The organism is Neotamlana sargassicola (assembly GCF_020523965.1).
Taxonomy (GTDB): Bacteria; Bacteroidota; Bacteroidia; order Flavobacteriales; family Flavobacteriaceae; genus Neotamlana; species Neotamlana sargassicola.
The window spans coordinates 40,091-63,722 of sequence record NZ_JAJAPX010000004.1; the positions used below are offsets into that span (position 1 = coordinate 40,091).

A 23,632-nucleotide genomic window follows, 5' to 3' on the forward strand; every position below is an offset into this window, starting at 1 on the left:
TCTCTTTTAAAATGTTTTAACCAAAAAAAAGATTCTGTAAAACAGAATCTTTTTCATCGAAAATATTTAATTTCTTACAAGGTATTAACGTTATTTAAATCTTCAAACGCTTTCTTTAAACGTGTTACGAAAGTTTTTTCTCCTTCACGTAACCAAACGCGCGGATCATAGAATTTTTTATTTGGCACATCGTCTCCGTCAGGGTTACCAATTTGTGCTTTTAAATATTCAGCTTTTCCGTCCATGTAATCGCGAATACCTGTCATGAATGCATATTGTAAATCGGTATCGATATTCATTTTAATTACACCATAGCTAATACCTTCGCGAATTTCTTCTACTGAAGAACCAGAACCACCGTGGAATACAAAATCTATATGGTTATGACCTACTCCATATTTTTCAGAAATATATTCTTGTGAATTTTTTAAAATTTTTGGAGTTAATTTTACGTTACCTGGTTTGTAAACACCGTGTACATTACCAAAAGCTGCTGCAATGGTAAAACGAGGACTTACTTTACTTAACTCTTCGTAAGCGTAAGCTACTTCTTCGGGTTGTGTGTATAGTTTAGAGTCGTCTACATCACTGTTATCTACTCCATCTTCTTCTCCTCCTGTTATACCTAATTCTATTTCTAGAGTCATTCCCATTTTGCTCATTCTTTCTAAATAGGTTTTACATATTTCTATGTTTTCCTCTATTGGTTCTTCAGAAAGATCAATCATGTGTGAACTGAATAATGGTTTTCCAGTTTCTTCAAAATGCTTTTCGCTAGCTTCTAACATACCATCAATCCATGGTAATAATTTTTTTGCACAGTGGTCTGTATGTAAAATTACTGGCACGCCATAAGCTTCGGAAAGTGTATGAACATGTTTTGCCCCGGCTACTGCACCTGCTATTGCTGCTTTTTGGTCTTCGTTGCTTAATCCTTTTCCGGCATTAAATTGAGCGCCACCATTTGAAAATTGAATAATTACTGGAGCATTTAAATCTCTAGCTGTTTCTAATACACCATTAATAGTGTCTGATCCAATAACATTTACAGCTGGCAAAGCATAATTATTCGCTTTTGCGTGTTTAAATATTTCTTGAACTTCATCGCCTGTAGCAACTCCTGGTTTAATGTTGTGTGCCATGTTTATTTTGATTTTATTTTTTAAAATAGTCTTACTTCAAAAGTAATCAATTTTTAACAAATTAATTATCGGTAACACCATATTTAACCCTAAAATTACCCTAAAACGTTATAGTAGAAACTGTTTTTAGAACGGGTAGTTTATACCTATGTTATAAACAGCATTTGCAAAATTATAATCGTTAAACCAACGATTTTCATCTTGGTATGAAGGATCGTAGGTTTTAAAGCCTATATCAAATCGAAATACAAAGAAACTAAAATCGTAACGAAGCCCCAGACCCGAACCAATAGCGATGTCTTCGAGCGAATTAAAACCCGTAAATGTAGCCCGAGCATCATCGACATTATCGAGCACATTCCAAATATTACCAGCATCAACAAATAGCGCACCGTTTAAACTACCTGCAATATTAAATCGTTGCTCTGCGCTTAAAGCAATTTTAAGGTTTGCCTCGTTAAATTCGTTTGTAGTTTCTAAACTACCCGGACCTAATCCATAGGCTGTCCATGCTCTGTTATCGTTTGGACCACCTGCAAAGAAACTTTTTGAAAACGGAATACTATTGGAATTTCCATATGGAATAGCGATACCAAAAAAACTACGGATAGCTAGCACATTATTTCTTCCTAAATCCCAGTGTTTTATATAATCGAGTTCCGCTTTGGTGTATTGTGAAAAGGCAACATTTAGTATTTCGAAGCGGTCGTCGCTATTACGCTCTAAGCCCATTAAATTTGCGGCCGTGGCAAATAAGTTACCTGCAACTTCAAGTTTGGCTCGAAAAATAGAGAAATCATTATCGAATAAATTGGTTCGCTCGTCGTTAACAAAGCTAAAGCTAGATGCCAGAATAAGGTTGTTTTCTGTTAACCTTAATTTGCGTTCGTTAATATTTGAGACGGTTATATAATCACTATCATCCGAAGTTAATTCTGTGTTATTATTTAATACATCTGAAATAAACGCATCTGCATCCTCCGGAATTGATAAATCTTCATCCTCGCCAACATAGCCAATGTCTTGAGCAATACTATTTAAATTACTATATGAAGTTGTGTAAACCGAAAAATAGTTATCGATATTTAAATTTTTAACATACTGGATATTAAATAAGTCTAATCGATTTGAAACTTTAGAATTTGGATACCAATTATAATTAAACACCCCGCTAAAGCTTTGTTTATCTAATCCAATATTAGTTTGACTCGTGGCCGACAGACTAATTTGTGTACTTGGCGACATGTATTTTGGAATAAAAGGCTCGGTATAAAAAGGAGAAAATAACCTTGGAATGGTTAATTTAAAATCGACTCCATACTCGTTAATATCGAAAAATGGATCTTCGTCACTATTTCTATTTGCATCGGTTGAAGCTCCAATGGAAGCTAAACCAGATATTTCTAGAGTTTCTGCACCTCTAAAAATATTTCGAATTAACAAGCTAGGATTAACAGAAAAGCCAACACGCTGAATGTTGCTCTGCGAACCATCGGTACTAAAGCTAAAATTAAACTTCTTTAAAGGCGTAAGCCTAATGGTGTCGGTAAGTGTATTATCTCTGTTTTCAATATCTTCAATATTGGGATATTTAAATGTTCGTAATTCATTTAAATGCCTATACGTTCTAGTTTTATCAATTTCTCTAAAAATACCTCCAGGGTTAATAAATACAGCATCTGTTAATGCCTTTGGGCGATACTTAATTTTATCGTAACTATAAATTTTGTAACTGTTATATTTTATAGAGTCTTTAAAAGGCTTTCCACGATTTTCGAATGTATAATCGGTAATAATATTTACATCTCTAATTTTAAAAATATCAAAAGGCTCTCGCCTAACAGAGTCTTGATTTCGAATAACGCGATCTTGAATATTTATACCAACATTTACCTTATTATTTGTACCAATAGTATCCATAGTGTACGTTATATAATCGGTTTTAAAGTGATAAATCCCCGAATTTCGTAATACACTAGCAATACGTTCGCGTTCTTTATTAAAGTTTTCGGTTTTGTATTGGTCGTACCGTTTTATAAGCGTTTCTTTTTTATTTTTTTTATAAATCGTATCAACAATTGCCGATTTAATATCGGTGGTAATCGTATCTAAAATAAATGCGTTTCCTGTACTTATGTTATAAGTAACTTCGGCTTTTTTATTCTCGTTTTTTTCAACATTATAATCGGCTTCAACATTAAACCAACCATTATTAATATAATAGTCTTTATATCTATTTACGGTTCGTTTTGCTTTGTCTTCATTAAAAATAACTGGTGCTTCTCCTGTGTTTTTAATCCAACTATTAAAATCTTTTTTAGATTGAATGTATTTATTGAATTGCTTTGTAGACAAAAAGCTTTCTAAACGTTGCTTTTTAGCAGGTTTACTAAAAATATTCCTATCTATAATTGAGTCTATATTAGGGCGTGCTAAATTGTAAACATGTAACCGCAATGGTAAATTTATTAACGGAATTTTTACGTTAGATTGCTGATAAAGTAAATCGTTTAAAACTTCGGTATTAACCTTTTCACCATTTACCTGAATAGTGTTTTTTGTTAATAAATGCTCGTTTTCGGCTACTCTTTTAACACTATCGCAGGCCGAAAAAAAGTATAAACATAAGCTAGTAAATAATATTTTTAAAAGAGGCCTTTTCAAATGAAGATATTACGATTTGTGTTTTATTAAAATTAATTATCCCTAATTTAGCATTCAAAAATACAGCTTTTAATTAGAAAAATGCACTTAATTGTTGCTGCATCTAGTTAACGCATTAATAATTTGTTTTCTTTATAAAAAATAACAAAAACATGCTTTCTAAAAGTCAGATAAAATTAATAACTAGTTTAAAACAAAAAAAGTATAGACTTCAGCATGGATTATTTGTGGTTGAAGGTGTAAAAACAATAACCGAGTTGCTTCAGTCGTCGTTTAAACTTCAAAAATTATATACTACTCAGTCGTTCAAAATTGATGCCAATAATGATACCATTGACGAACTTTTAATTTCTGAATCTGACTTAAAACGAATTAGTTTTTTAACAACTCCAAATACAGCCTTAGCTGTTTTTAAAATTCCTAAGCCGTCAATAATTGAAGAAACAGGCTTAACTCTTGCTCTTGATGCTATTAGAGATCCTGGAAATTTAGGAACAATTATTCGTTTATGCGACTGGTTTGGAATTAAAAATTTAGTTTGTAGCAACCAAACGGTCGATTGTTTTAATCCTAAAGTAATACAAGCTACCATGGGATCAATTACTCGAGTAAATATTAGTTATGTTAATCTTGACTCGTACTTACAAAAAACTAAACGCCCTATTTATGGGGCTTTTATGGACGGTAATAACGTTTATAAAAAACAAAACTTAACCGACGGCATTTTAGTAATGGGCAATGAAGCCAATGGCATTAGTGAAACTATTGAAGCCTTAATAACCGAAAAAATATCTATTCCAAGGTTTGGAGATGTTCAAGCTACCGAAAGCTTAAATGTTGCCACCGCTACCGCTATTTTATTAAGTGAGTTTAAAAGAAGAAGTTAATGCGCAAACCAAAAACTATAACTACTTTCTAAATACTGCGACTAATAATATTTATAAAGAGAATTTCTACTGGAATGTAAAATTAATAAACAAGCCGCGAGTTTTCATACTAGCCACATTACTAGTCCAAGGGCTGTTTGGATCTTCATCTCTAACCAACTCGTCATTAATACCAAACACACCGCGAACGGAAGGTGTAAACTTAAAATTGTACAAATAAAAATCGATACCAAAACCAAGCTCGTAAAACAAGGCGTTTTTAGTAGTTCTAAATTGCCCCGTTCGGTTGTCTTCAGGATTATTTTCGTTACTCGATAGGTTTAAAGCTGTAGAAAAGCCACCCACTATAAAAGGTTTAAAATTATTAATTCGTTTGGTTGAAACCTTAAGCAATAATGGTACATGTATGTAAGTTGATTTTACTTCCCTTACCAAATACGAACTTCGTAAATCTGGTTCGTTTACAAAATAACTTTCGTCATAATTTAATTCCCTAGTGGTAATAATTAAACCAGGCTCTAAACGTAAATCTAAAAATTTATTAATTCGCAAATTACCAATTAAACCCACGTTAAATCCGGGACTTCTAGCAACATAAATATCATGTAAATCTTCATGATAGTCGAAATTAAAGTCGTACGAACTTAAACCTAAATAGTAACCCCAACGCAATAAATTATTATCGGTTGTACCACGTCCTTGGTTGGCATCGTATGTTACTTTTTCTCGTTTAAAAAGTTGTGCTTGAGATGTTTTAACTACAAATAATAATGAAAGAATTGCAAAAAAATGCTTCATATTTTTACTTCGATGATTTATAAATTGTTGCCACGCCCAAAGTTTGTGGAAAATCTTCAACATTAATAAACCCAATTTTACGCAAAATATTGTTTAATGCTTCTCCATAAGGAAAAACCGACGCCGATTCGCTTAAATATTTATAAGCGCTTCTATCTTTTGAAAATAACTTACCAATAAATGGCATAATATTTTTAGTGTATAAATTATAACCTTGTTTAAAAGGTGTTTTTGTAGGCACCGAAGTTTCTAAAATCACAAAAGTACCTCCTGGTTTTAATACTCTAAAAATTTCTTTTAGCCCGTTTTCTAAAGTTTCAAAATTACGAACACCAAAAGCCACCGTAATAGCATCAAAGGAATTATCTGAAAAAGGCAAGTTCTCACTATCGCCTAAAACCATTTCAATTTTAGAATTTAAACCCCTCTTTTTAATTTTTTCTTTACCTACTTCAAGCATACCATTACTAATGTCTAACCCCACTATTTGCGAAGCAGTGGTTTGTGCTAAATTAATGGCCAAATCACCAGTTCCTGTGGCAATATCTAAAATAGTGTCTGGATTGCTTGCCCCTACCATTTGCACTACTTTTTTACGCCATTTCACATCAATTCCAAACGAAATTACACGGTTTAAGCCATCGTAATCTTCAGAAATAGTATCGAACATTTTAGCTACCTGTTCTTTTTTTCCTAGGTCGCTGTCTTTATATGGTTTTACTTTTAACAAACTCAAGAATTTTTTAGCAAAGATAATCTTTTAAACATTTATTAGTAAACGCTTCAACGTAATTATATCGAATAATTTTACACCAAAAATGTAATTATAGTATATTTGCACTACTTTTTATTACCTTAAGAAATGAAAATTATAATTGCTGGTGCTGGTGAAGTAGGATTTCATTTGGCGAAACTTTTGTCTTACGAGTCGCAAGAAATTACCTTAATTGATATTGATAAAGATAGTTTGGCTTACGCCGATACACATTTAGATATTAAAGTAATTCGAGGAGATGCAACCTCCAGAGCTATTTTAAAAGATGCGCGAATTGAAGATTCCGAATTATTTATTGCCGTTACTGCCAGCGAAACTACAAATATAACAGCCTGTGTTTTGGCAAAACAATTAGGGTCGGACAAAACTATTGCTAGAATTACAAACCCCGAGTTTATAAGACATAAAGATGAATTAGGTTTTACTAAACTTGGTATAGACGAACTTATTTCTCCAGAATCCTTGGCGGCTTCAGAAATTGAGGTATCACTTAAACAATCGTCGTTTAAAGATGCTTACGAGTTTGAAGATGGCGCTTTAAAAATGGCTGGTTTAGTATTATCTAGTCAAGCTCTTTTTGTTGGCAAAACAGTAAAAGAAGCTGCTAAAATTTTCCCAGAAATTCATTTCGTGCCCATTGCAATTCAACGTTTTGGTGCACAAAATACTATTATTCCGCGTGGAGACACCGTTTTTCAAAAAGGAGATACCGTGGTTTTTATTACCACCGAAGACGGTGGTGAAGAATTGTGCCGATTAACAGGAAAAGCCAATCGAGATATAAAAAATGTAATGGTTTTAGGTGGTAGTAAAATTGGTTATAAGACCTCTAGAGAGCTAGCCGAAAAAGGTATTAACGTTAAATTATTTGTCGAAAATAAAGAGCGTGCTTTCGATTTTGCCGATGATTTACCTAAGGTATTAGTTTTACATGGCGATGGTAAAAATGTAGATTTACTAGAAGAAGAAAACATTAGCGATATGGATGCATTTATCGCTGTTGGTGAAAATTCTGAAACCAATATAATGTCCTGTTTAGTTGCTAAATCGAAAAATGTGAAGAAAACAGTAGCTCTTGTAGAAAACATGGATTATTTCGAGCTGTCTCAATCGGTTGGTATTAGTACGTTAATTAATAAAAAACTTTTAGCAGCAAACACTATTTTTAGATACATTCGTAAAGGTGAAGTGGTTGCAATGACTAAACTTAACAACATGAATGCCGAACTATTAGAGTTTGAAGTTAAAGCATCTTCTGCCATTTGTAATAAATATATTAAGAAATTAGATTTCCCACGTTCGGCCATAATTGGAGGTGTTATTCGAGATGGTGTAGGTCAAATAGCCTTAGGCGATTTTAAAATTCGTAAAGGCGACCTTGTAGTAGTATGCAGTTTACTACAATCTATTAAAGGTGTTGAAAAATTATTCCGCTAAAACTTTAAAATGAAACTTAACTACAAAATCATTTTTTATTTTTTAGGATCGCTGTTATTATTTAATGGTGGGTTTATGTTAATTTCAACATTAATAAGCCTAATTTATAAAGATGGTGTAACCTTAGAGCTCGCAATTTCTAGTCTTGCAAACCTAATTTTAGGAGTAATTGTTATGTTTTTTACCAGTAAGCATACCAAGGAAATTAATAAACGGGAAGGTTATATTGTGGTAACTTTTGGCTGGATTATTATGTCGCTCTCTGGCGCTATTCCCTATGTTATAACTGGAAGTATCCCCAATTTTAGCAATGCCTTTTTCGAAACTATGTCGGGTTATACCACTACTGGTGCGTCAATTTTAAACGATATTGAAGCCGTTCCAAAAGGAGTATTGTTTTGGCGTAGTTTAACACATTGGATAGGTGGTATGGGAATTATCGTTCTAGCCATTGCAATTTTACCACTTTTAGGAATTGGTGGCATGCAGCTTTTTGCAGCTGAAGCACCTGGACCAAGTGCCGATAAATTGCACCCAAGAATTACCGATACGGCCAAACGACTTTGGTTAATTTATTTTGGTTATACGGCAGCAGAGACCTTATTTTTAAGTTTAGCGGGCATGTCGTTTTTCGATGCGATAAATCATGCGCTTTGTACACTGTCAACTGGTGGGTTTTCAACAAAAAATGCGAGTGTGGCTTACTGGAACGACCAACCTATTATACAATACATAATAATTTTATTTATGTTTTTGGCAGGCACAAATTTTGTATTAAGCTATTTCGCCTTTAAAGGAAAAGTACAAAAAGCAATACGCGATGAAGAATTTAAACTCTACTCTAAATTTGTTTTAATTTTTACAGTAATCGCTTCAATCATAATATACTTTAATGCCGATTTAACAGAATCGTCTATAAACCACCCAATGGTTTGGGGAAAAGCTGAAAGTGTTTTTAGGCATGCTTTATTTCAAGTGCTTAGTGTTATTACAACTACAGGTTTTGTTTCGGCCGATTATACTTTATGGACGCCCTTTTTAGTGGTTTTCTTTTTTGGCATCATGTTTCTTGGTGGTTCTGCAGGAAGTACTTCTGGAGGTGTAAAAGTAGTGCGCCATTTAATTTTAATTAAAAATGGATTTTTAGAGTTTAAAAGAGCTCTTCATCCAAATGCCATTATTCCTGTACGTTATAACAAAAAGGCTATTGAAGGTGGTATTGTATTTAATATTTTAGGCTTTTTCATCTTGTACATGCTGTCCTTTATTATAGGTGCATTAGTGTTTTCCATGTTTGGAATCGACTATAAATCAGCGATTGGTTTAGCTGCATCTACTTTAGGAAATGTAGGTCCGGCATTAGGAGATTTTGGTCCCGTAAACAACTATGCGGCACTACCCGATTTAGCACAATGGTGGGCTTCGTTTTTAATGCTTATTGGGCGACTGGAATTATTTACAGTACTTATATTGTTAACTCCTTTTTTCTGGAGAAATAGATAACATATTTCAATTAAAACCTTTTTCTGCGTTTTTAAAAAAAACACTAAAAGTAGTACCTACATTTATAGCACTATTTACAGATATTTTACCTCCCATTGATTCTATTTGATTTCTGGTAATAAATAATCCTAAACCAATAGCATCTTTATTTCGGTGAAAAGTTTTATACATTTGAAACATATTAGCACCGTGCTTATCTAAATCTATACCAACACCATTATCCTTAATTGTAAAAACTACAAAACCATTATCCAAATAACTAGATAGCACTACCTGTCCTAACCGCTCACTACTCCTATATTTAATAGCATTAGTTAATAGGTTTAAAATTATACTATCTAAATAAGCTGGAATTGCTTTAATACAATGATCGGGGTTAATATTATTTACCACATCAAAATTATGCTTTTTAAGTAAAGCACTAACATTGTATATTGCATTTTTAACATATGTGTACAAGCTTAACGACTTTAGCTTAGATACCGAAACTGCCCTAATCTTGGCTATCTCAGATAAATGAGCAACGGTTTCATTTAAATTAGTTATAGACTCTTTTAAATACTTGAAATTGTCGTTTTTTAAAGTAATTTCAGGATCTTCCTCTTCAATAAAACCAAAAAGAACATCTAAATTAGCTGCATGTGTTCTTAAATTATGCGTAATAATATTGGCAAAATTAGACAATCTTACATTTTGCTCTTGGGCAACATCTAGCATTATTTCAAAATCTTTCGTTGCAGATTTTTGGCTAGAAATGTCATGAATTTGAGATATAAAATATAACGGGCTACCTACCTCGTCTTTCACTAAAGACACCGATAAAAGTGCCCAAACTATATGTCCTGCTTTATGAAAATAACGCTTCTCCATTTGGTAGCTTTCAATTTCATTATTTAATAAAGCATACATTTTATTTAAATCTGTATCTAAATCATCTTTATGCGTAATATCTTGAAATGTTAAGCCATATAGCTCTTCTTTTGGGTAGCCAAGTGTTTTTTCAATACTATCATTAACTTTTATCCAATCTCCATTTAAGCTAACAATGGCAATACCGCCATTAGCGAAATTAAATATACTTTCAAAAATCTTGTATGTATCGAGCTTTATACCTCTTTCTTTACCACTCATTCTAAATCAAATGTAAAAAAAATTAACATATAAAAAGTACCGTTTATCGATTTTTAATAAGATTTATACTACTTTTAAAAAACACTTAAAATTATCGCTTAAAAAGCAATTAATTATTTATATTTGCCGCTTGAAAGAAAATCTTTCATATACATAAAAATCATTTAAATAATATTAGCATGTATTTAACTAAAGAAAAGAAAGAAGATATCTTCGCAAAACACGGTAAAGGAAAAAACGATACTGGTTCTGTAGAGGGTCAAATTGCGTTATTCACGCACAGAATTAACCACTTAACAGAGCATTTAAAACAAAATCGTAAAGATTTTAATACTGAGCGTTCGTTAGTAAAATTAGTAGGTAAGCGTCGCGCATTACTAGATTATTTAACTAAGAAAGATATTTTAAGATATCGTGCTATAGTTAAAGAATTAGGATTAAGAAAATAATTAAAAAGAGGCTTTTTAGCCTCTTTTTTGTTTTAAAATATAGGTTTCACAAGTCATTACAAAAAGTGAAACAAGTGGTTAAAATATTTACCATATCACAATACATGTGATTTGTAATGACAAATTTTGAAGAAGCTTTTACGGTTTTTCATTGGTCACAACAACAACTACACAACAACACAACGACCATTGTTTAACATTTAGTTTAAGTTAAAATACTTCGACTACGTTCAGTATAACATAACTTAAACAAGAATTAAAATTTTATGATTCCACAAACATTTAAGGAGGTTATAGACCTTGGTGACGGTAGAGAAATTTCTATTGAAACCGGAAAACTAGCAAAACAGGCTCATGGCTCTGTTGTTGTAAAATCGGGTGACACTATGTTGCTTTGTACCGTAGTATCAAACTACAATGCTGCCGATGTAGATTTTTTACCTTTAACGGTAGATTATCGCGAAAAATTCGCTGCTGCTGGTCGTTACCCAGGCGGATTTTTTAAACGCGAAGCACGCCCTAGTACCGAAGAAATTTTAGTAATGCGTATTGTAGATCGCGTATTACGTCCATTATTCCCTAAAGATTACCACGCTGAAACTCAAGTTATGATTCAGTTAATGTCTTTAGACAAAGATGTAATGCCAGATGCCCTAGCTGGTTTAGCTGCTTCTGCGGCTATTCAATTGAGCGATATTCCTTTTGAAACACCTATTTCTGAAGTTCGCGTTGCTAGAATCGATGGCGAATTCATCATCAACCCTAGCTTATCACAATTAGAACAATCGGACATTGATATGGTTATTGGTGCTTCTGAAGATTCTGTGATGATGGTTGAAGGTGAAATGAGTGAAATCTCTGAAGAAGAAATGGTAGAAGCTATAAAAGTTGCTCACGAAGCCATTAAAGTTCAAATTGAAGCTCAAAAACGTTTAGTTGCTCAAGTTGGAGCAAAAGAAACACGTGAATATGAGCCTGAAGCTGAAGATGAAGCCGTTCTTGAAAAGGTAAAAGCTTTTGCTTACGATAAGTGTTACGATATTGCTAAAAGTTCATCATCAAAACACGATAGAGGTTTAGCTTTCTCCGAATTAAAGGAAGCATTAAAAGCAGAATATACTGAAGAAGAACTTGAAGAAGTTGGAGGTTTAGTGTCAAAATACTTCAGTAAAATTCAAAAAGAAGCAGTTAGAAACTTAGTTTTAGAAGAAGGTATTCGTTTAGACGGTCGTAAAACTACCGAAGTACGCCCAATTTGGTGTGAGGTAGATTATTTACCATCTACACACGGTTCTTCAATATTTACTCGTGGGGAAACTCAAGCTTTAGCAACGGTTACTTTAGGTACATCGCGTGAAGCCAACATGATTGATAACCCATCGTTAGAAGGTGAAGAACGCTTCTATTTACATTATAATTTCCCTCCATTTTCAACGGGTGAAGCTCGACCTTTAAGAGGAACTTCACGTCGTGAAATTGGTCATGGTAACTTAGCACAACGTGCATTAAAACGTATGGTTCCTGCCGACTGTCCGTACACTGTACGTGTGGTGTCTGAAGTATTAGAATCTAACGGTTCGTCGTCAATGGCAACAGTTTGTGCTGGTACTATGGCTTTAATGGATGCCGGTGTACAAATGATAAAACCTGTATCGGGTATTGCTATGGGATTAATTTCTGATGGTGAACGTTACGCTGTTTTATCTGATATTTTAGGTGATGAAGACCATTTAGGTGATATGGACTTTAAAGTTACTGGAACCGAAGATGGTATTACAGCGTGCCAAATGGATATTAAAATTAAAGGCTTAAGCTACGAGATTTTAGTAAATGCATTAAACCAAGCTAAAGAAGGTAGAATGCACATTCTTGGTAAATTAACCGATACTATTGCAACTCCAAACAATGCTGTTAAAGCTCACGCTCCTAAAATGGTTACAGCAACGTTACCAAACGATTTAATTGGTGCCTTTATAGGACCTGGTGGAAAAGTAATTCAAGAATTACAAAAAGAAACAGGTACAACCATTGTTATTAACGAAGATCCTGTTACCGAAGAAGGTATAGTTGAAATTTTAGGAACAGACCAAGCTGGTATTGATGCTGTTTTAGCTAAAATTGACTCTTTAACTTTTAAGCCAGAAGTTGGTAGCATTTACGAAGTTAAAGTAATTAAAATGCTAGATTTTGGTGCGGTAGTAGAATATACTGAAGCGCCAGGAAACGAAGTATTATTACACGTAAGTGAATTAGCTTGGGAACGCACTGAAAACGTTTCTGATGTGGTAAACATGGGCGATGTTTTTGACGTCAAGTACTTTGGAGTAGATTCAAGAACGCGTAAAGAAAAGGTATCTCGTAAAGCTATTTTACCTAAACCAGAAGGTTGGGAAGATAGACCAAAACGCGACAACAACCGTAACAGAGATAATAATCGTGGACGCGATAACCGAAATAAAGGTAACAGAAGAGACGATAGAAAACCTAGAGAAAATAGAAACGACGATTAATTTGTTATAATATTTTTAAAACTGAACCTCGATATTTTTGTAATATCGAGGTTTTTTATTTGAATATATTCAACTTTTTTTATGCCTTTAATTTTTCAACAGATTCTAAAACACTTTTTTGCGTTTGTTGTTTTAAAGCTTCAAAATCGTTAAACTGATAATGTTTAGAAAGTTTTATATCATTAATATACAATTCTAAATGTGACAAACAGTGTAGCATTTTAAGCTTATTGTCTAACTGTAGTCTGTACATTTCGGATGTATTTACGTCAAATTCATTTACTTCAAACAATGGTTTGCTATTAATTCGTTTCGATTTTATTATAAAAAACCTTGAATAATTAATAGCTAAATAAACTAATATCTGTACTGTAATATAACTTAAAAAATAAATAAACATAATGGATTTGGTTATTGTTTTATAGTAGTAAAACACCCAATAACCAATTTACCCTACTAAAAAACATAAAAAAACCTCCTAAACTTAGGAGGTTTTAAAAATGCTAACGCCTTTTAATTATTTTTTTTCTGTTACTGGTGCATTAAGTTTTTCACTCATTTCCATTGAAATAGCCGATCTATCAAACTTTAATTTACCTGCCAAAGTTTCAATAACACAAGAGTTATCCTTATCGTTTAACTCGGCAATTTTACCGTGTAATCCGCTTTTGGTTATTACTTTATCGCCTCGTTTTAACTCGGCTGCAAATTTCTTTTCTTTTTTTGCGCGTTTCATTTGCGGTGCAATCATAAAAAAATACACCACTACAAACATTAATGCAAAAGGTAGTAAACTACTTAAACCTTCTCCCATTTTTTATATTTAATTAGTGTGCTGCTGGAGCGTTAGTTACTTTATTAGGATCTGGTTTTACAAAAGCCATAATTTTTACAGTTTCTTTACCTTTTTCGGTATTTGCTGTAACAGTAATAGTTTTTGTTACTTTGTTTGATCCGCTACCATTAAATTTAACAGTAAATTCGCCAGATTCGCCCGGAGCTAAAGGTTCTCTACTCCAGTTTTGAGGGACTGTACAACCGCAAGAACTTTTAATATCGGTAATAACTAAAGGTGCATCACCTGAATTTTTATATTTAAAAACCGTTTCAACCGCTGTTCTAGATTCTATTTCACCAAAATCGTGTTCTGTTTTTTCAAATTCGATAACTGGAAATTTTGATGCTACCGCATCTCTTTCAGCCGCAGCTGCAATATTGCTTTCGTCAATTTTTTTTGCTGCGTTGTCCTTACAAGATGTAAAAGCTAACATGGCAAACGCCGCTAGGCCTAAGATGATTTTTTTCATAATAAAAATTAAATTTTAAAAATTTGGTTCGTAAAAATACTAATTATTTAAGCTACTAAAAACTTTTTGTAAAGTTCTTAACACTCTTTAAAGTAAGCCTCGGCCTACTTTTTGCAATTTTCCAGAAGCTTCATATTCTTTTACCAACTTATCTAAAATACCATTAATAAAAACACTACTTTTTGGTGTGCTATATTCTTTTGATATTTCCAGATATTCATTTATAGTAACTTTTACTGGTATTGACGAAAATTGATTAATCTCACAAATAGCCATTTGTAACAATACATAATCTACATTAGCAATTCTATCGGCGTCCCAGTTTTTGGTTTTACCTTCAATTTCTGTATTTAAACTAGTTCGATTTAATAATGTTTTTCTAAACAATTCGATTGCAAATTGCTTATCGTCTATATCTTTATATAATTTCGGAGTAAAGTGTTGCCCAGAACCATTAGGTTTTACTTTTCTTAAAAGCTTTAAAATGGTAGTATTTACAATTGGCAAATCGTCTAACCAAGTCAGGTTTTTATCTTCGATATAATCGTATAACTTTTCGTTAGGAGCTACAATTTCTTTATAAACATCAACAATAAAATCTTTATCCTCTTTAAAATCGGAGGTTCTAGTTTTCATATAATCTTTATACAAATTACTCGATGTAATGGCTTTAAAAATAACATCAACGTATTCGCTATCTAACTCCCAATTATCAATTTTTCTGCTTTCTAAAGCATCGCGTAACGCTTCACTTTCGCATAAAGCGCTTAACACTTGGTTGTTTACAAATTTTCTATTGGGATCTTTGTCTTCTTTAGTTGCAAGATGTTTTTGTTGCTTTTTTACAATATCGCTAGCTGCTCTTTTTTGTACTTCAATTAGTAACGACAGCATTAAAAGGTATAAATTTTGGATATTTTCTATGCTAAATAGCAGAAATTTTTGGTCTTTACTAAAATCGTCACTTTCAGAGCCTTTAAAAGCATATAGGCCTTGCATGACTTTAATGCGGATGTGTCTTCTATTAAGCATAATTACAAAGAACTTTTATAAAACAAATATGTCGTTTAAAAAATTTTACGCTGCAAAAGTAATACTATATTTAATAATTTCTCATGTTTATTTTTAAATAATTATTACAAATTAATTAAGCAATGTTTAACAATTGAATTACGCCAGTATTCGATGTAATTATCATTAATAAACTATATTTGTGTTTCTACTTTTTATAATTACATGAAAGCATTACTGCATTTAAATAAATACTTTTATAAATACCGAAGCCATTTAATAATTGGTATTATTATAACCATAATTGCGCGTCTGTTTTTACTTTATACACCACGTTATGTTAAACAAATTTTTACAGTAATTGAAAATTATTTTTCGGGTAGCATAACTGTAGACGTTTTTAAAAATGATTTATTAGAAGCTATTTTATATATAATTGGAGCCGCTATTATTGGTGCTATTTTAACTTTTTTTATGCGCCAAACTATAATAAATGTTTCGCGATATATTGAATTCGATTTAAAAAATGAAATTTACGCCCAGTACCAAAAGCTTTCGTTAAACTTTTATAAGAAAAATAGAACAGGTGATTTAATGAACCGAATTACCGAAGATGTTACACGTGTACGCATGTATGCTGGTCCTGCAATAATGTATAGCATAAATACCATTACTTTAATTGTTATGGTTATATTTTATATGTACAATGCGTCGCCAAAACTTACATTATACACCTTAGTTCCGCTTCCTATTTTATCGGTTATAATTTATAAATTAAGTAAAGAAATACATAATAGAAGTACTGTTGTACAAGAATATTTATCGAAACTGTCCACTTTTACGCAAGAATCGTTTAGTGGTATTTCTGTAATAAAAGCCTATGGTATTGAAGCCCAAACATCGAAAAACTTTAACCAGTTAGCTATTGAAAGTAAAACTAAACAAGTAAGTTTGGCCAAAGTACAAGCTTGGTTTTTTCCAATGATGATTTTATTAATCGGTACAAGTAACCTCTTGGTTATTTACATTGGAGGCATGCAATATATAAATGGTGAAATTGAAAGTATTGGTACTATTGCCGAATTTTTAATGTACGTAAACCTTTTAACTTGGCCAGTGGCAACGGTTGGTTGGGTTACCTCTATTGTGCAACAAGCCGAAGCATCGCAAAAACGTATTAACGAGTTTTTAAAAATTGAACCCGAAATTAAAAACGAAAATAATACCATTACCACTATTGAAGGCGACATTGTATTTAATAATGTTTCTTTTACTTACGACGACACCAACATTAACGCCTTAAAACAAATAAGTTTTAGTGTGAAATCGGGTGAAACCCTTTCTATTTTAGGAAAAACTGGATCTGGAAAATCCACTATTTTAGATTTAATTAGTCGTTTGTATGATGTAAATAGTGGTAGTATAACCATAAACAACAAACCATTAAAAGATTTAAATCTCTATAATTTACGAAATAGTATTGGCTATGTTCCGCAAGATGCTTTTTTGTTTTCAGACACAATAAAAAACAACATTAGCTTTGGTAAAGTTGATGCCACAGATAACGACGTTATTGAAGCAGCCAAAAATGCTCAAGTACACAAAAACATTATAAAATTTAAAAACGGATACGACACCGTTTTAGGAGAACGTGGCATTACACTTAGTGGCGGGCAAAAACAACGTGTTTCTATTGCTAGAGCTATAATTAAATCGCCTAAAATTTTATTGTTCGACGATTGCCTCTCGGCCGTAGACACAGAGACCGAAGAAAAAATTCTTAAAAATCTTAATAAAATCTCTAAAGATAAAACTTCAATTATTGTTAGTCACCGCGTGTCTTCAGCCAAAAGTGCAGATAAAATTATTGTACTAGACGAGGGCAAAATTATACAAGAAGGTAATCATGAAAGTTTAATAAATGTTGATGGCTATTATAAAGAACTTTATTTAAAACAATTAAGTGAAACGGCGCAAACCTAAAATGATTCTGCTAATTTTTTAGTGCAATAACCCCAATAAATGTCTATTTTACCAAAAGAAAACTTACAATTTGTTGGTTAATAAGAGTTTTTTTTAGATTTTTGATATTTACAAAACAATTAAATCAACACTTATTTCAATTCAAAATGAATGCTATGATGGAGAAAGAGGAAATTTTTTCAAAAGTATTAAGAGCAGGACGACGAACTTATTTTTTTGATGTTAGAGCAACCAAAGCAGAAGACTATTACCTAACAATTACGGAAAGTAAAAAGTTTACAAATGATGATGGATCTTTTCATTATAAAAAGCATAAAATTTACATTTATAAAGAAGATTTCGCCGAGTTTAAAGATATTTTATCTGAAATGACCGACTATATTATTAGTGAAAAAGGTGATGAAGTTATTAGCGAAAGACACCAAAAAGACTTTAAAAAAGAATACGATACACCGCGAGTTACCGAAGCAGAACTTAAAACTCCTGGTAACTTTACCGATTTAGACTTCGACGATATTTAATACTATTAAAAACCATCAATAATTTGATGGTTTTTTTATGGTTTATATTTTACTTGATAGTAAAGCCAAACTAATAACCAGTATTAGATAACTTGCACCAATAAGTATATTAAAAACAAAGGCTAACACGCATATCATTAAAATCGCCCAAAGAGGAACCAAAGTAATGGCCACCGCAAAACGAAATGTTGCTATAAACTCTGCTTCTTTAATTTTAGGTTGAACCACAAACTTCCAAATAAAATAAGGCACAATTAATAGTATAATTAATAGACTTTTAAACACTTTATGCAGCCCTATCATTTTTGCTTTTGAAGCTGTAACTTCTCCTAAAAAATTGTTTTTAATTAAGCTATTTACTGTTTTAGGCTTTAAAAAATCGACATTTAAATCGTTTAATTTTGCAAGCGATTCTGCATAATTCTCTTTAGGAATATGTGTTGTTAATTCTATAAGGCGATTCTGTAAAACAGTTTTTAATTTTAGAACGCCATCGCGCCTGTCTTCCAATAAAAATTGTTTTGCCGAAATAGGTTTACCAAAAAATAAACTCACCGAATCTGGATAGTTTTCAGCATTTTTATAATTTAACCCCAACGGTACTATTTGTAAATCGGTTTCAGGGTAAGACTCTAAAGTTTCAAAAACTATTCTTGTAAACCCTTTACTAAGTGGTCTTACCGTTCTATTTAAACTATGATTACCTTCTGGGAAAAGCGACACCGCTTCATTGTTATTTAATAACCTGCTACAACTTGCAAAAACCTTAGTATTATTCGAAATAGTACTCCAACCATCACGAACGCGATAAACAGGTATCATTTGTAATGATTTTAAAAGTTTTGCTATCCTAGGGTTATTAAAAACACTTGCTCTTGTTAAAAAATAAAAGAAACGCCCGTTACCATAAACTGCAATAAGTAACGCATCAATTAAAGCATTTTGATGATTAGATAACAATAAAACGGGCTTATTTTTTGGAATATGTTTCGCATTAACAACCTGTATTTTCTTATAATAAAAAAATAACGCTAACCTTAAATAGGCACGAACCCCGTATAACCAAATATTTTTCAATCCGTAACTTTTTTAGCAGCCTTGTAAGACCAAAAGAAAGCAATACCTAAACCGGAAATAATATGCCAAATACCCCAAAAAGCAGCCAAAATAGCCATACCGCCTAAACCATTAAAAAATGTAAAAATGAGCAGCAAGCCTAATCCTGAATTTTGTATTCCAGTTTCAATTGCTATGGTTTTCTGATTGATGAACGATAGCTTAAAAAGCTTAGCTACAACAAAGCCTAACATAATGGCCAAAAAATTATGAAACACACCAATTAACAGTACATAATGAATGTAATTATTAAAAACATCGATATTTTTAGAGAAGGCTAAAACCACAATTAACCCAAAAATTACAATAGATAATGGCTTTAAAATTTTAGATAGCTTTAAAGAAATTACAGGAAATTTATATCGAAAAGCCATTCCTAAAACTAAAGGAATCCCTAAAATTAAAACTACAAGTTTTATTAAATCACCAGGGTTTAAAGCCACTTGTTTTAATATTTGTGCTGTTGGCGAATATAAACTTCCATAAAACTGAAAGTTAAAAGGCGTCATAAATATGGCTATAAAAGTCGCAAATGCTGTTAAACTAACCGATAAAGCCGTGTTTCCTTTAGCTAAATGCGTCATAAAATTAGATATATTACCTCCTGGACAAGCGGCAACCATTAACATACCTAGGGCAATACTTGGCTGTGGTTTTATTAGCCAAACCACCAAAAATGTTAATAAAGGCAAAAGTAAAAACTGGCATAAAACACCAACAAATATTAACTTTGGAGTTTTAAATAATTGCCTAAAATCGCTTGCCGTAATTCCTAAAGCAACACCAAACATGATAACAGCTAATGCGATGTTTAAAACCCACAACCCGCTACTATCAAAATTAATAACTACCTCATCTATTTCTTGCATATTAAGACACTACACTTCCGTTTTTAACCTTATTTTCGGGATTTAGCAACATCACATCTTTACCATTTACTGCGCCAACCACCAAACACTCACTCATAAAATTAGCGATTTGCTTTTTCGGAAAATTAACCACAGCAACAATTTGTTTCTGCAATAAATCTTCCTTTGTGTATAATGTTGTTATTTGAGCTGAAGATTTTTTTATACCCAAATCACCAAAATCAATATGCAATTGATAGGCTGGATTTCGAGCCTCAGGGAAGTCGTTTACTTCAATTATAGTTCCTACTCGTAAATCTACTTTAGTAAAATCTTCAAAAGTTATTGTCTCATTCATTTTTTAAAAATACAAATAATCACGAAATTTGAATTAAAATAAGTAAAAATGGCGAACACACCTTCAAATATGCTTCCGTTAGGCACAACAGCTCCAGATTTTAAATTAATAGATACTGTTTCGCACAATAACGTATCACTATCAAATTTAAAAGGAAGCAAGGGTACTGTAATTATGTTTATTTGTAACCATTGCCCTTTTGTTATTCATGTTAATAAAACTATTGTAAATTTGGCTAACGCTTACGCGGAAAGAGGCATTGCTTTTATTGCTATTTCTAGTAACGATGTTGTTAATTACCCACAAGATGCCCCAGATAAAATGACCATTCATGCTGAAGTAAACAATTACCCTTTTCCTTATTTATACGATGAAACCCAGGAAGTTGCTAAAGCATATGATGCTGCTTGTACGCCAGATTTTTATTTGTTCGATCATGATTTAAAACTTGTATATCGCGGTCAATTAGACGATTCTAGACCAGGAAATGGTTTAGCCGTAACCGGCAATGATTTAAAACATGCAATAGCTTGTTTACTCACAGACAAGAAAAACCAATCGATACAAAAACCAAGTATTGGCTGTAATATTAAATGGAAAAACTAATAAATAACTTACTACTTTAGTTTAAGTTGCCAAAAGCCAACATCCTGCCATTGCCCAAATTTAAAACCAACTTCTTTTAAATCTGCGACCTGATTGAAACCGAATTTTTCGTGCAATTTAATGCTAGCTTCATTTGGAATAGTTAAAACACCTAAAATTGTATGAAATTGTAATTTTTTAAGATCTGCTATAAGTTGAGCGTATAATTGTGAACCAATTTGTTTGCCATGAACATTATGCTTTACATAAACCGTAGATTCTACCGTGCCATTATAAGCTGGACGTTCTCTAAATTTACTAGCATAAGCATAGCCAAGAATTTCTTTATCTACTTCAAAAACAAAAACTGGAAAATTTTCTTGAATGCTTAAAAGTTTATTTTTTAACGGTTTTAATTTAGATACTTCTAAATCGAAAGTAGCAGTAGTATTTAGAACGTAGTAATTATAAATTTCTAGAATTTGCTCGGTATCTTCAGCTCGAAACGGTCGTATCATCATTTACAAAGTTAAACCCAGTTTTCACGTTTTAACAAACTTTCAATATGTGCAAAATGATGATTTCCGTGCCACACATATTTACCTACATTAAATGCTAAAGTGTACTCTAAATTATCTTCTGGATGGATAAATGATCGTTGCAAATCAACCATATTAAGTCCTTTTAACAAATAAACCAACTTTACATGAATAGCATTTAAATGGTTTAAAGACATTTTTATCGGAGCTGTTTTTGTATCGAAAAGTTCAGCCCATCTATCTTCATAATAGGCTTTTATTAAAGGCTTATCCTCGGTTAAAGCCCACTTAAAACGCAAATAGCTATTGTGATGACTATCGGAAACATGGTGTACAACTTGCCTCACCGTCCATCCGCCCGGTCTATAAACTGTATCTAATTGTTCGTCGCTCAGGTTTTTTACTAAATTTTCAAATTTATTCGGAAATTGTTCCAACTCTAACGTCCAACTTTCAATGTGACTTGAAGTAATTTCTTTTGGACAATTAAATTTTCCGATAGGGTATTTTAAAAGTTCTAAGTCTTCCATTTAATAATTTTGTTTTTTAGCAATATACAGCGAACTATTACTTATTTTAATAACGATTTTGCCTCTGTAATTGCTTGTTCTAAACTTTGAAAATGATGAATTTTATTTTTAAAAAATAAATTTTCTATGGTTGAATTTAAAGTGCCTATTTTGTTACTAGAAACTACAAAATAAGACTTTAAAGTATAATTATGTTTAAAAAACTTTAACCAATCTGAAGGTTTAACAGAGTAGGAATTAATTCTATTAGATATATAAATTAAATCTTCTCCATGCGTGTTTAGTAAGCTTACAACATCGTTTAACATGATCTCTGCATAATCCCAATCGAAAGTTATACCTTCAGATATTTCTGAAACTACAAAGCCATTAAAAACAAATAATTCTCCATACGGATATGTAAATGTTTTAATAACCTCATTAAAATATTGAGAATTTTTTACACTCTTCATTAAATAATAACTTCTTAGAAAACCAAATTAAAAAGAAAAAGCACCTAAAATAAAAATTTAGGTACTTTTTATATCAAATTTATAACAGTTCTATTTTACAGCCATAAGTTCTACATCGAAAACAAGTGCAGCGTTTGGAGGAATAACACCTCCTGCACCACGAGAGCCATAACCTAAATGACTAGGAATTACTAATCGCGCTTTGTCACCTACTTTTAAAAGCTGAATACCTTCGTCCCAACCAGAAATTACTTGCCCCATTCCTAATGGAAAATCTATTGGTGCATTTCTTTTGTATGAAGAATCGAACACGGTACCATCGGCTAATTGTCCTTTATAATGTACAGAAACGGTTTTACCTTTTTCGGCTTTTTCACCATTACCTTCTTGAAGTATTTGGTAACGTAAACCGCTTTCAGTTTTATTAAAACCGGCAGCAAGCTTATCTAATTCTGCTTCGGCCGCTTTCTTTTCTGCTTCAATTCGTTTTTCTCTTGCACCTTCAAAAGTTCTAAACGCTTCTACAGCGTTAAAAGCCTCTGCTTCTGCTCCTACTTTTACAATTTCTAAAGTATCAATTACATCGCCTTGTGCGATAGCATCAACAATCTCTTGACCTTCTACAACTTTACCAAAAACCGTATGATTATTATCTAACCAAGGCGTTTCTACATGCGTTATAAAAAACTGACTTCCATTTGTTCCAGGGCCAGCATTTGCCATAGATAATACGCCAGGGCCATCATGTTTTAAATCTGGATGAAACTCATCATCAAACTGGTAACCAGGGTTTCCAGAACCTGTACCTTGCGGACAACCACCTTGAATCATAAAATCTGGAATTACTCGGTGAAATTTTAACCCGTTGTAATATGGCGTTCCTTGAGGTTTTACTTTATTTTCTAGGTTACCTTCGGCTAAAGCCACAAAGTTACCAACGGTTCCTGGTGTTTTTTTATATTCTAAAGCTACTAGAATTTCGCCTTTAGTTGTATTGAATTTTGCGTATAATCCGTCTTTCATTTCTTAAATTTTAGGCTGCAAAGATATGAAATGAAGTTTGAAGACAGAAACTAGAAGCTAGAA

General features: G+C 32.3%; 24 protein-coding genes. 8 read left to right on the top strand and 16 right to left on the bottom strand.

The genetic code is table 11. The features are described from left to right. Positions 1–74 precede the first annotated feature (74 nt). Together fbaA and tamL are read right to left on the bottom strand one after the other, a co-directional pair. On the bottom strand, positions 75–1,142 hold the full coding sequence (gene fbaA / locus LG651_RS10470; RefSeq protein ID WP_226696076.1) for a class II fructose-bisphosphate aldolase: 1,068 nt from the start codon (positions 1,140–1,142) through the stop codon (positions 75–77). Positions 1,143–1,268: 126 nt separating this feature from the next. Next, entirely contained in the window at positions 1,269–3,806 is a 2,538-nt protein-coding gene (tamL, locus tag LG651_RS10475; protein ID WP_226696077.1) for a translocation and assembly module lipoprotein TamL, read from the bottom strand. A 152-nt stretch (positions 3,807–3,958) separates the two neighbouring features. Between tamL and LG651_RS10480 the strand changes: the two genes are divergently transcribed. Continuing rightward, positions 3,959–4,693 carry a TrmH family RNA methyltransferase gene (locus LG651_RS10480; RefSeq protein ID WP_226696078.1) on the top strand — a complete coding sequence of 245 codons (735 nt, stop codon included), beginning with the start codon at positions 3,959–3,961 and terminating at the stop codon, positions 4,691–4,693. 66 nt (positions 4,694–4,759) lie between these two features. Here the strand turns inward: LG651_RS10480 and porT are convergent, their stop codons facing one another. Both porT and ubiE read right to left on the bottom strand, forming a co-directional pair. Beyond that, positions 4,760–5,491 carry a type IX secretion/gliding motility protein PorT/SprT gene (gene porT, locus LG651_RS10485; protein WP_226696079.1) on the bottom strand — a complete coding sequence of 244 codons (732 nt, stop codon included), beginning with the start codon at positions 5,489–5,491 and terminating at the stop codon, positions 4,760–4,762. 4 nt (positions 5,492–5,495) lie between these two features. Beyond that, positions 5,496–6,221 (bottom strand): bifunctional demethylmenaquinone methyltransferase/2-methoxy-6-polyprenyl-1,4-benzoquinol methylase UbiE, encoded by a 726-nt coding sequence (gene ubiE / locus LG651_RS10490; RefSeq protein ID WP_226696080.1) that lies wholly within the window; start codon positions 6,219–6,221, stop codon positions 5,496–5,498. Between the two features lie 132 nt (positions 6,222–6,353). Here ubiE and trkA point away from each other — a divergent pair, with 132 nt between their 5' ends. Beyond that, positions 6,354–7,703: a Trk system potassium transporter TrkA gene (gene trkA, locus LG651_RS10495; RefSeq protein ID WP_226696081.1), complete on the top strand. Its 1,350-nt coding sequence runs from the start codon at positions 6,354–6,356 to the stop codon at positions 7,701–7,703. A 9-nt stretch (positions 7,704–7,712) separates the two neighbouring features. Further along, a complete protein-coding gene (locus LG651_RS10500; RefSeq protein WP_226696082.1) occupies positions 7,713–9,206 on the top strand; it encodes a TrkH family potassium uptake protein in 1,494 nt (497 codons plus the stop codon). 6 nt (positions 9,207–9,212) lie between these two features. Here the strand turns inward: LG651_RS10500 and LG651_RS10505 are convergent, their stop codons facing one another. Beyond that, positions 9,213–10,337 (bottom strand): sensor histidine kinase, encoded by a 1,125-nt coding sequence (locus LG651_RS10505; RefSeq protein WP_226696083.1) that lies wholly within the window; start codon positions 10,335–10,337, stop codon positions 9,213–9,215. A gap of 179 nt (positions 10,338–10,516) precedes the next feature. Here LG651_RS10505 and rpsO point away from each other — a divergent pair, with 179 nt between their 5' ends. Then, on the top strand, positions 10,517–10,786 hold the full coding sequence (rpsO, locus tag LG651_RS10510; protein WP_226696084.1) for a 30S ribosomal protein S15: 270 nt from the start codon (positions 10,517–10,519) through the stop codon (positions 10,784–10,786). Between the two features lie 266 nt (positions 10,787–11,052). After that, positions 11,053–13,296, top strand: a complete 2,244-nt coding sequence (locus LG651_RS10515; protein WP_226696085.1) for a polyribonucleotide nucleotidyltransferase — start codon at positions 11,053–11,055, stop codon at positions 13,294–13,296. Positions 13,297–13,375: 79 nt separating this feature from the next. Here LG651_RS10515 and LG651_RS10520 read toward each other — a convergent pair whose 3' ends face one another. The 4 genes from LG651_RS10520 to nusB all read right to left on the bottom strand — a co-directional run bounded on the left by LG651_RS10520 (position 13,376) and on the right by nusB (position 15,635). Beyond that, positions 13,376–13,696: a hypothetical protein gene (locus LG651_RS10520; protein WP_226696086.1), complete on the bottom strand. Its 321-nt coding sequence runs from the start codon at positions 13,694–13,696 to the stop codon at positions 13,376–13,378. Positions 13,697–13,813: 117 nt separating this feature from the next. Beyond that, a complete protein-coding gene (gene yajC / locus LG651_RS10525) occupies positions 13,814–14,110 on the bottom strand; it encodes a preprotein translocase subunit YajC (protein WP_226696087.1) in 297 nt (98 codons plus the stop codon). 13 nt (positions 14,111–14,123) lie between these two features. After that, positions 14,124–14,603 (bottom strand): DUF1573 domain-containing protein, encoded by a 480-nt coding sequence (locus tag LG651_RS10530; protein WP_226696088.1) that lies wholly within the window; start codon positions 14,601–14,603, stop codon positions 14,124–14,126. A gap of 87 nt (positions 14,604–14,690) precedes the next feature. Beyond that, positions 14,691–15,635, bottom strand: a complete 945-nt coding sequence (gene nusB, locus LG651_RS10535; RefSeq protein ID WP_226696089.1) for a transcription antitermination factor NusB — start codon at positions 15,633–15,635, stop codon at positions 14,691–14,693. 204 nt (positions 15,636–15,839) lie between these two features. On the opposite strand from nusB, the gene LG651_RS10540 reads away from it, so the two are divergent. Together LG651_RS10540 and LG651_RS10545 are read left to right on the top strand one after the other, a co-directional pair. Beyond that, positions 15,840–17,597: an ABC transporter ATP-binding protein gene (locus LG651_RS10540; protein WP_226696090.1), complete on the top strand. Its 1,758-nt coding sequence runs from the start codon at positions 15,840–15,842 to the stop codon at positions 17,595–17,597. Positions 17,598–17,752: 155 nt separating this feature from the next. Continuing rightward, entirely contained in the window at positions 17,753–18,118 is a 366-nt protein-coding gene (locus LG651_RS10545) for a PUR family DNA/RNA-binding protein (RefSeq protein ID WP_226696091.1), read from the top strand. A 42-nt stretch (positions 18,119–18,160) separates the two neighbouring features. Here the strand turns inward: LG651_RS10545 and LG651_RS10550 are convergent, their stop codons facing one another. The 3 genes from LG651_RS10550 to LG651_RS10560 are packed head-to-tail and all read right to left on the bottom strand — an operon-like array spanning position 18,161 to position 20,440. Then, positions 18,161–19,195, bottom strand: coding sequence for a lysophospholipid acyltransferase family protein (locus tag LG651_RS10550; RefSeq protein WP_226696092.1), 1,035 nt, complete (start codon positions 19,193–19,195; stop codon positions 18,161–18,163). Continuing rightward, on the bottom strand, positions 19,192–20,103 hold the full coding sequence (locus tag LG651_RS10555) for a bile acid:sodium symporter family protein (RefSeq protein WP_226696093.1): 912 nt from the start codon (positions 20,101–20,103) through the stop codon (positions 19,192–19,194). The genes LG651_RS10550 and LG651_RS10555 overlap by 4 nt, the downstream gene beginning before the upstream one ends. A 1-nt stretch (position 20,104) precedes the next feature. Further along, positions 20,105–20,440, bottom strand: coding sequence for a tRNA-binding protein (locus LG651_RS10560; protein ID WP_226696094.1), 336 nt, complete (start codon positions 20,438–20,440; stop codon positions 20,105–20,107). Between the two features lie 48 nt (positions 20,441–20,488). Between LG651_RS10560 and LG651_RS10565 the strand changes: the two genes are divergently transcribed. Continuing rightward, a complete protein-coding gene (locus tag LG651_RS10565) occupies positions 20,489–21,046 on the top strand; it encodes a thioredoxin family protein (RefSeq protein ID WP_226696095.1) in 558 nt (185 codons plus the stop codon). A gap of 11 nt (positions 21,047–21,057) precedes the next feature. Here LG651_RS10565 and LG651_RS10570 read toward each other — a convergent pair whose 3' ends face one another. The 4 genes from LG651_RS10570 to LG651_RS10585 form a co-directional block, all read right to left on the bottom strand. Continuing rightward, positions 21,058–21,546 (bottom strand): GNAT family N-acetyltransferase, encoded by a 489-nt coding sequence (locus LG651_RS10570; protein WP_226696096.1) that lies wholly within the window; start codon positions 21,544–21,546, stop codon positions 21,058–21,060. A gap of 8 nt (positions 21,547–21,554) precedes the next feature. Then, the gene (locus tag LG651_RS10575; protein WP_226696097.1) at positions 21,555–22,094 is read right to left on the bottom strand and encodes a YfiT family bacillithiol transferase; all 540 of its coding nucleotides are present in this window, start codon (positions 22,092–22,094) and stop codon (positions 21,555–21,557) included. A gap of 41 nt (positions 22,095–22,135) precedes the next feature. Beyond that, entirely contained in the window at positions 22,136–22,546 is a 411-nt protein-coding gene (locus tag LG651_RS10580; RefSeq protein WP_226696098.1) for a hypothetical protein, read from the bottom strand. Between the two features lie 90 nt (positions 22,547–22,636). Next, the gene (locus tag LG651_RS10585) at positions 22,637–23,569 is read right to left on the bottom strand and encodes a peptidylprolyl isomerase (RefSeq protein WP_226696099.1); all 933 of its coding nucleotides are present in this window, start codon (positions 23,567–23,569) and stop codon (positions 22,637–22,639) included. Positions 23,570–23,632 lie beyond the last annotated feature (63 nt).

Coding starts and splice junctions, on each gene's coding strand:
- yajC (WP_226696087.1), bottom strand. CDS start 14,110: ATGGGAGAAGGTTTAAGTAGTTTACTACCTTTTGCATTAATGTTTGTA.
- LG651_RS10480 (WP_226696078.1), top strand. CDS start 3,959: ATGCTTTCTAAAAGTCAGATAAAATTAATAACTAGTTTAAAACAAAAA.
- trkA (WP_226696081.1), top strand. CDS start 6,354: ATGAAAATTATAATTGCTGGTGCTGGTGAAGTAGGATTTCATTTGGCG.
- LG651_RS10565 (WP_226696095.1), top strand. CDS start 20,489: ATGGCGAACACACCTTCAAATATGCTTCCGTTAGGCACAACAGCTCCA.
- LG651_RS10570 (WP_226696096.1), bottom strand. CDS start 21,546: ATGATGATACGACCGTTTCGAGCTGAAGATACCGAGCAAATTCTAGAA.
- LG651_RS10555 (WP_226696093.1), bottom strand. CDS start 20,103: ATGCAAGAAATAGATGAGGTAGTTATTAATTTTGATAGTAGCGGGTTG.
- rpsO (WP_226696084.1), top strand. CDS start 10,517: ATGTATTTAACTAAAGAAAAGAAAGAAGATATCTTCGCAAAACACGGT.
- fbaA (WP_226696076.1), bottom strand. CDS start 1,142: ATGGCACACAACATTAAACCAGGAGTTGCTACAGGCGATGAAGTTCAA.
- porT (WP_226696079.1), bottom strand. CDS start 5,491: ATGAAGCATTTTTTTGCAATTCTTTCATTATTATTTGTAGTTAAAACA.
- LG651_RS10545 (WP_226696091.1), top strand. CDS start 17,753: ATGATGGAGAAAGAGGAAATTTTTTCAAAAGTATTAAGAGCAGGACGA.
- LG651_RS10520 (WP_226696086.1), bottom strand. CDS start 13,696: ATGTTTATTTATTTTTTAAGTTATATTACAGTACAGATATTAGTTTAT.
- LG651_RS10575 (WP_226696097.1), bottom strand. CDS start 22,094: ATGGAAGACTTAGAACTTTTAAAATACCCTATCGGAAAATTTAATTGT.
- LG651_RS10530 (WP_226696088.1), bottom strand. CDS start 14,603: ATGAAAAAAATCATCTTAGGCCTAGCGGCGTTTGCCATGTTAGCTTTT.
- LG651_RS10560 (WP_226696094.1), bottom strand. CDS start 20,440: ATGAATGAGACAATAACTTTTGAAGATTTTACTAAAGTAGATTTACGA.
- LG651_RS10540 (WP_226696090.1), top strand. CDS start 15,840: ATGAAAGCATTACTGCATTTAAATAAATACTTTTATAAATACCGAAGC.
- LG651_RS10500 (WP_226696082.1), top strand. CDS start 7,713: ATGAAACTTAACTACAAAATCATTTTTTATTTTTTAGGATCGCTGTTA.
- nusB (WP_226696089.1), bottom strand. CDS start 15,635: ATGCTTAATAGAAGACACATCCGCATTAAAGTCATGCAAGGCCTATAT.
- LG651_RS10585 (WP_226696099.1), bottom strand. CDS start 23,569: ATGAAAGACGGATTATACGCAAAATTCAATACAACTAAAGGCGAAATT.
- LG651_RS10580 (WP_226696098.1), bottom strand. CDS start 22,546: ATGAAGAGTGTAAAAAATTCTCAATATTTTAATGAGGTTATTAAAACA.
- LG651_RS10505 (WP_226696083.1), bottom strand. CDS start 10,337: ATGAGTGGTAAAGAAAGAGGTATAAAGCTCGATACATACAAGATTTTT.
- LG651_RS10515 (WP_226696085.1), top strand. CDS start 11,053: ATGATTCCACAAACATTTAAGGAGGTTATAGACCTTGGTGACGGTAGA.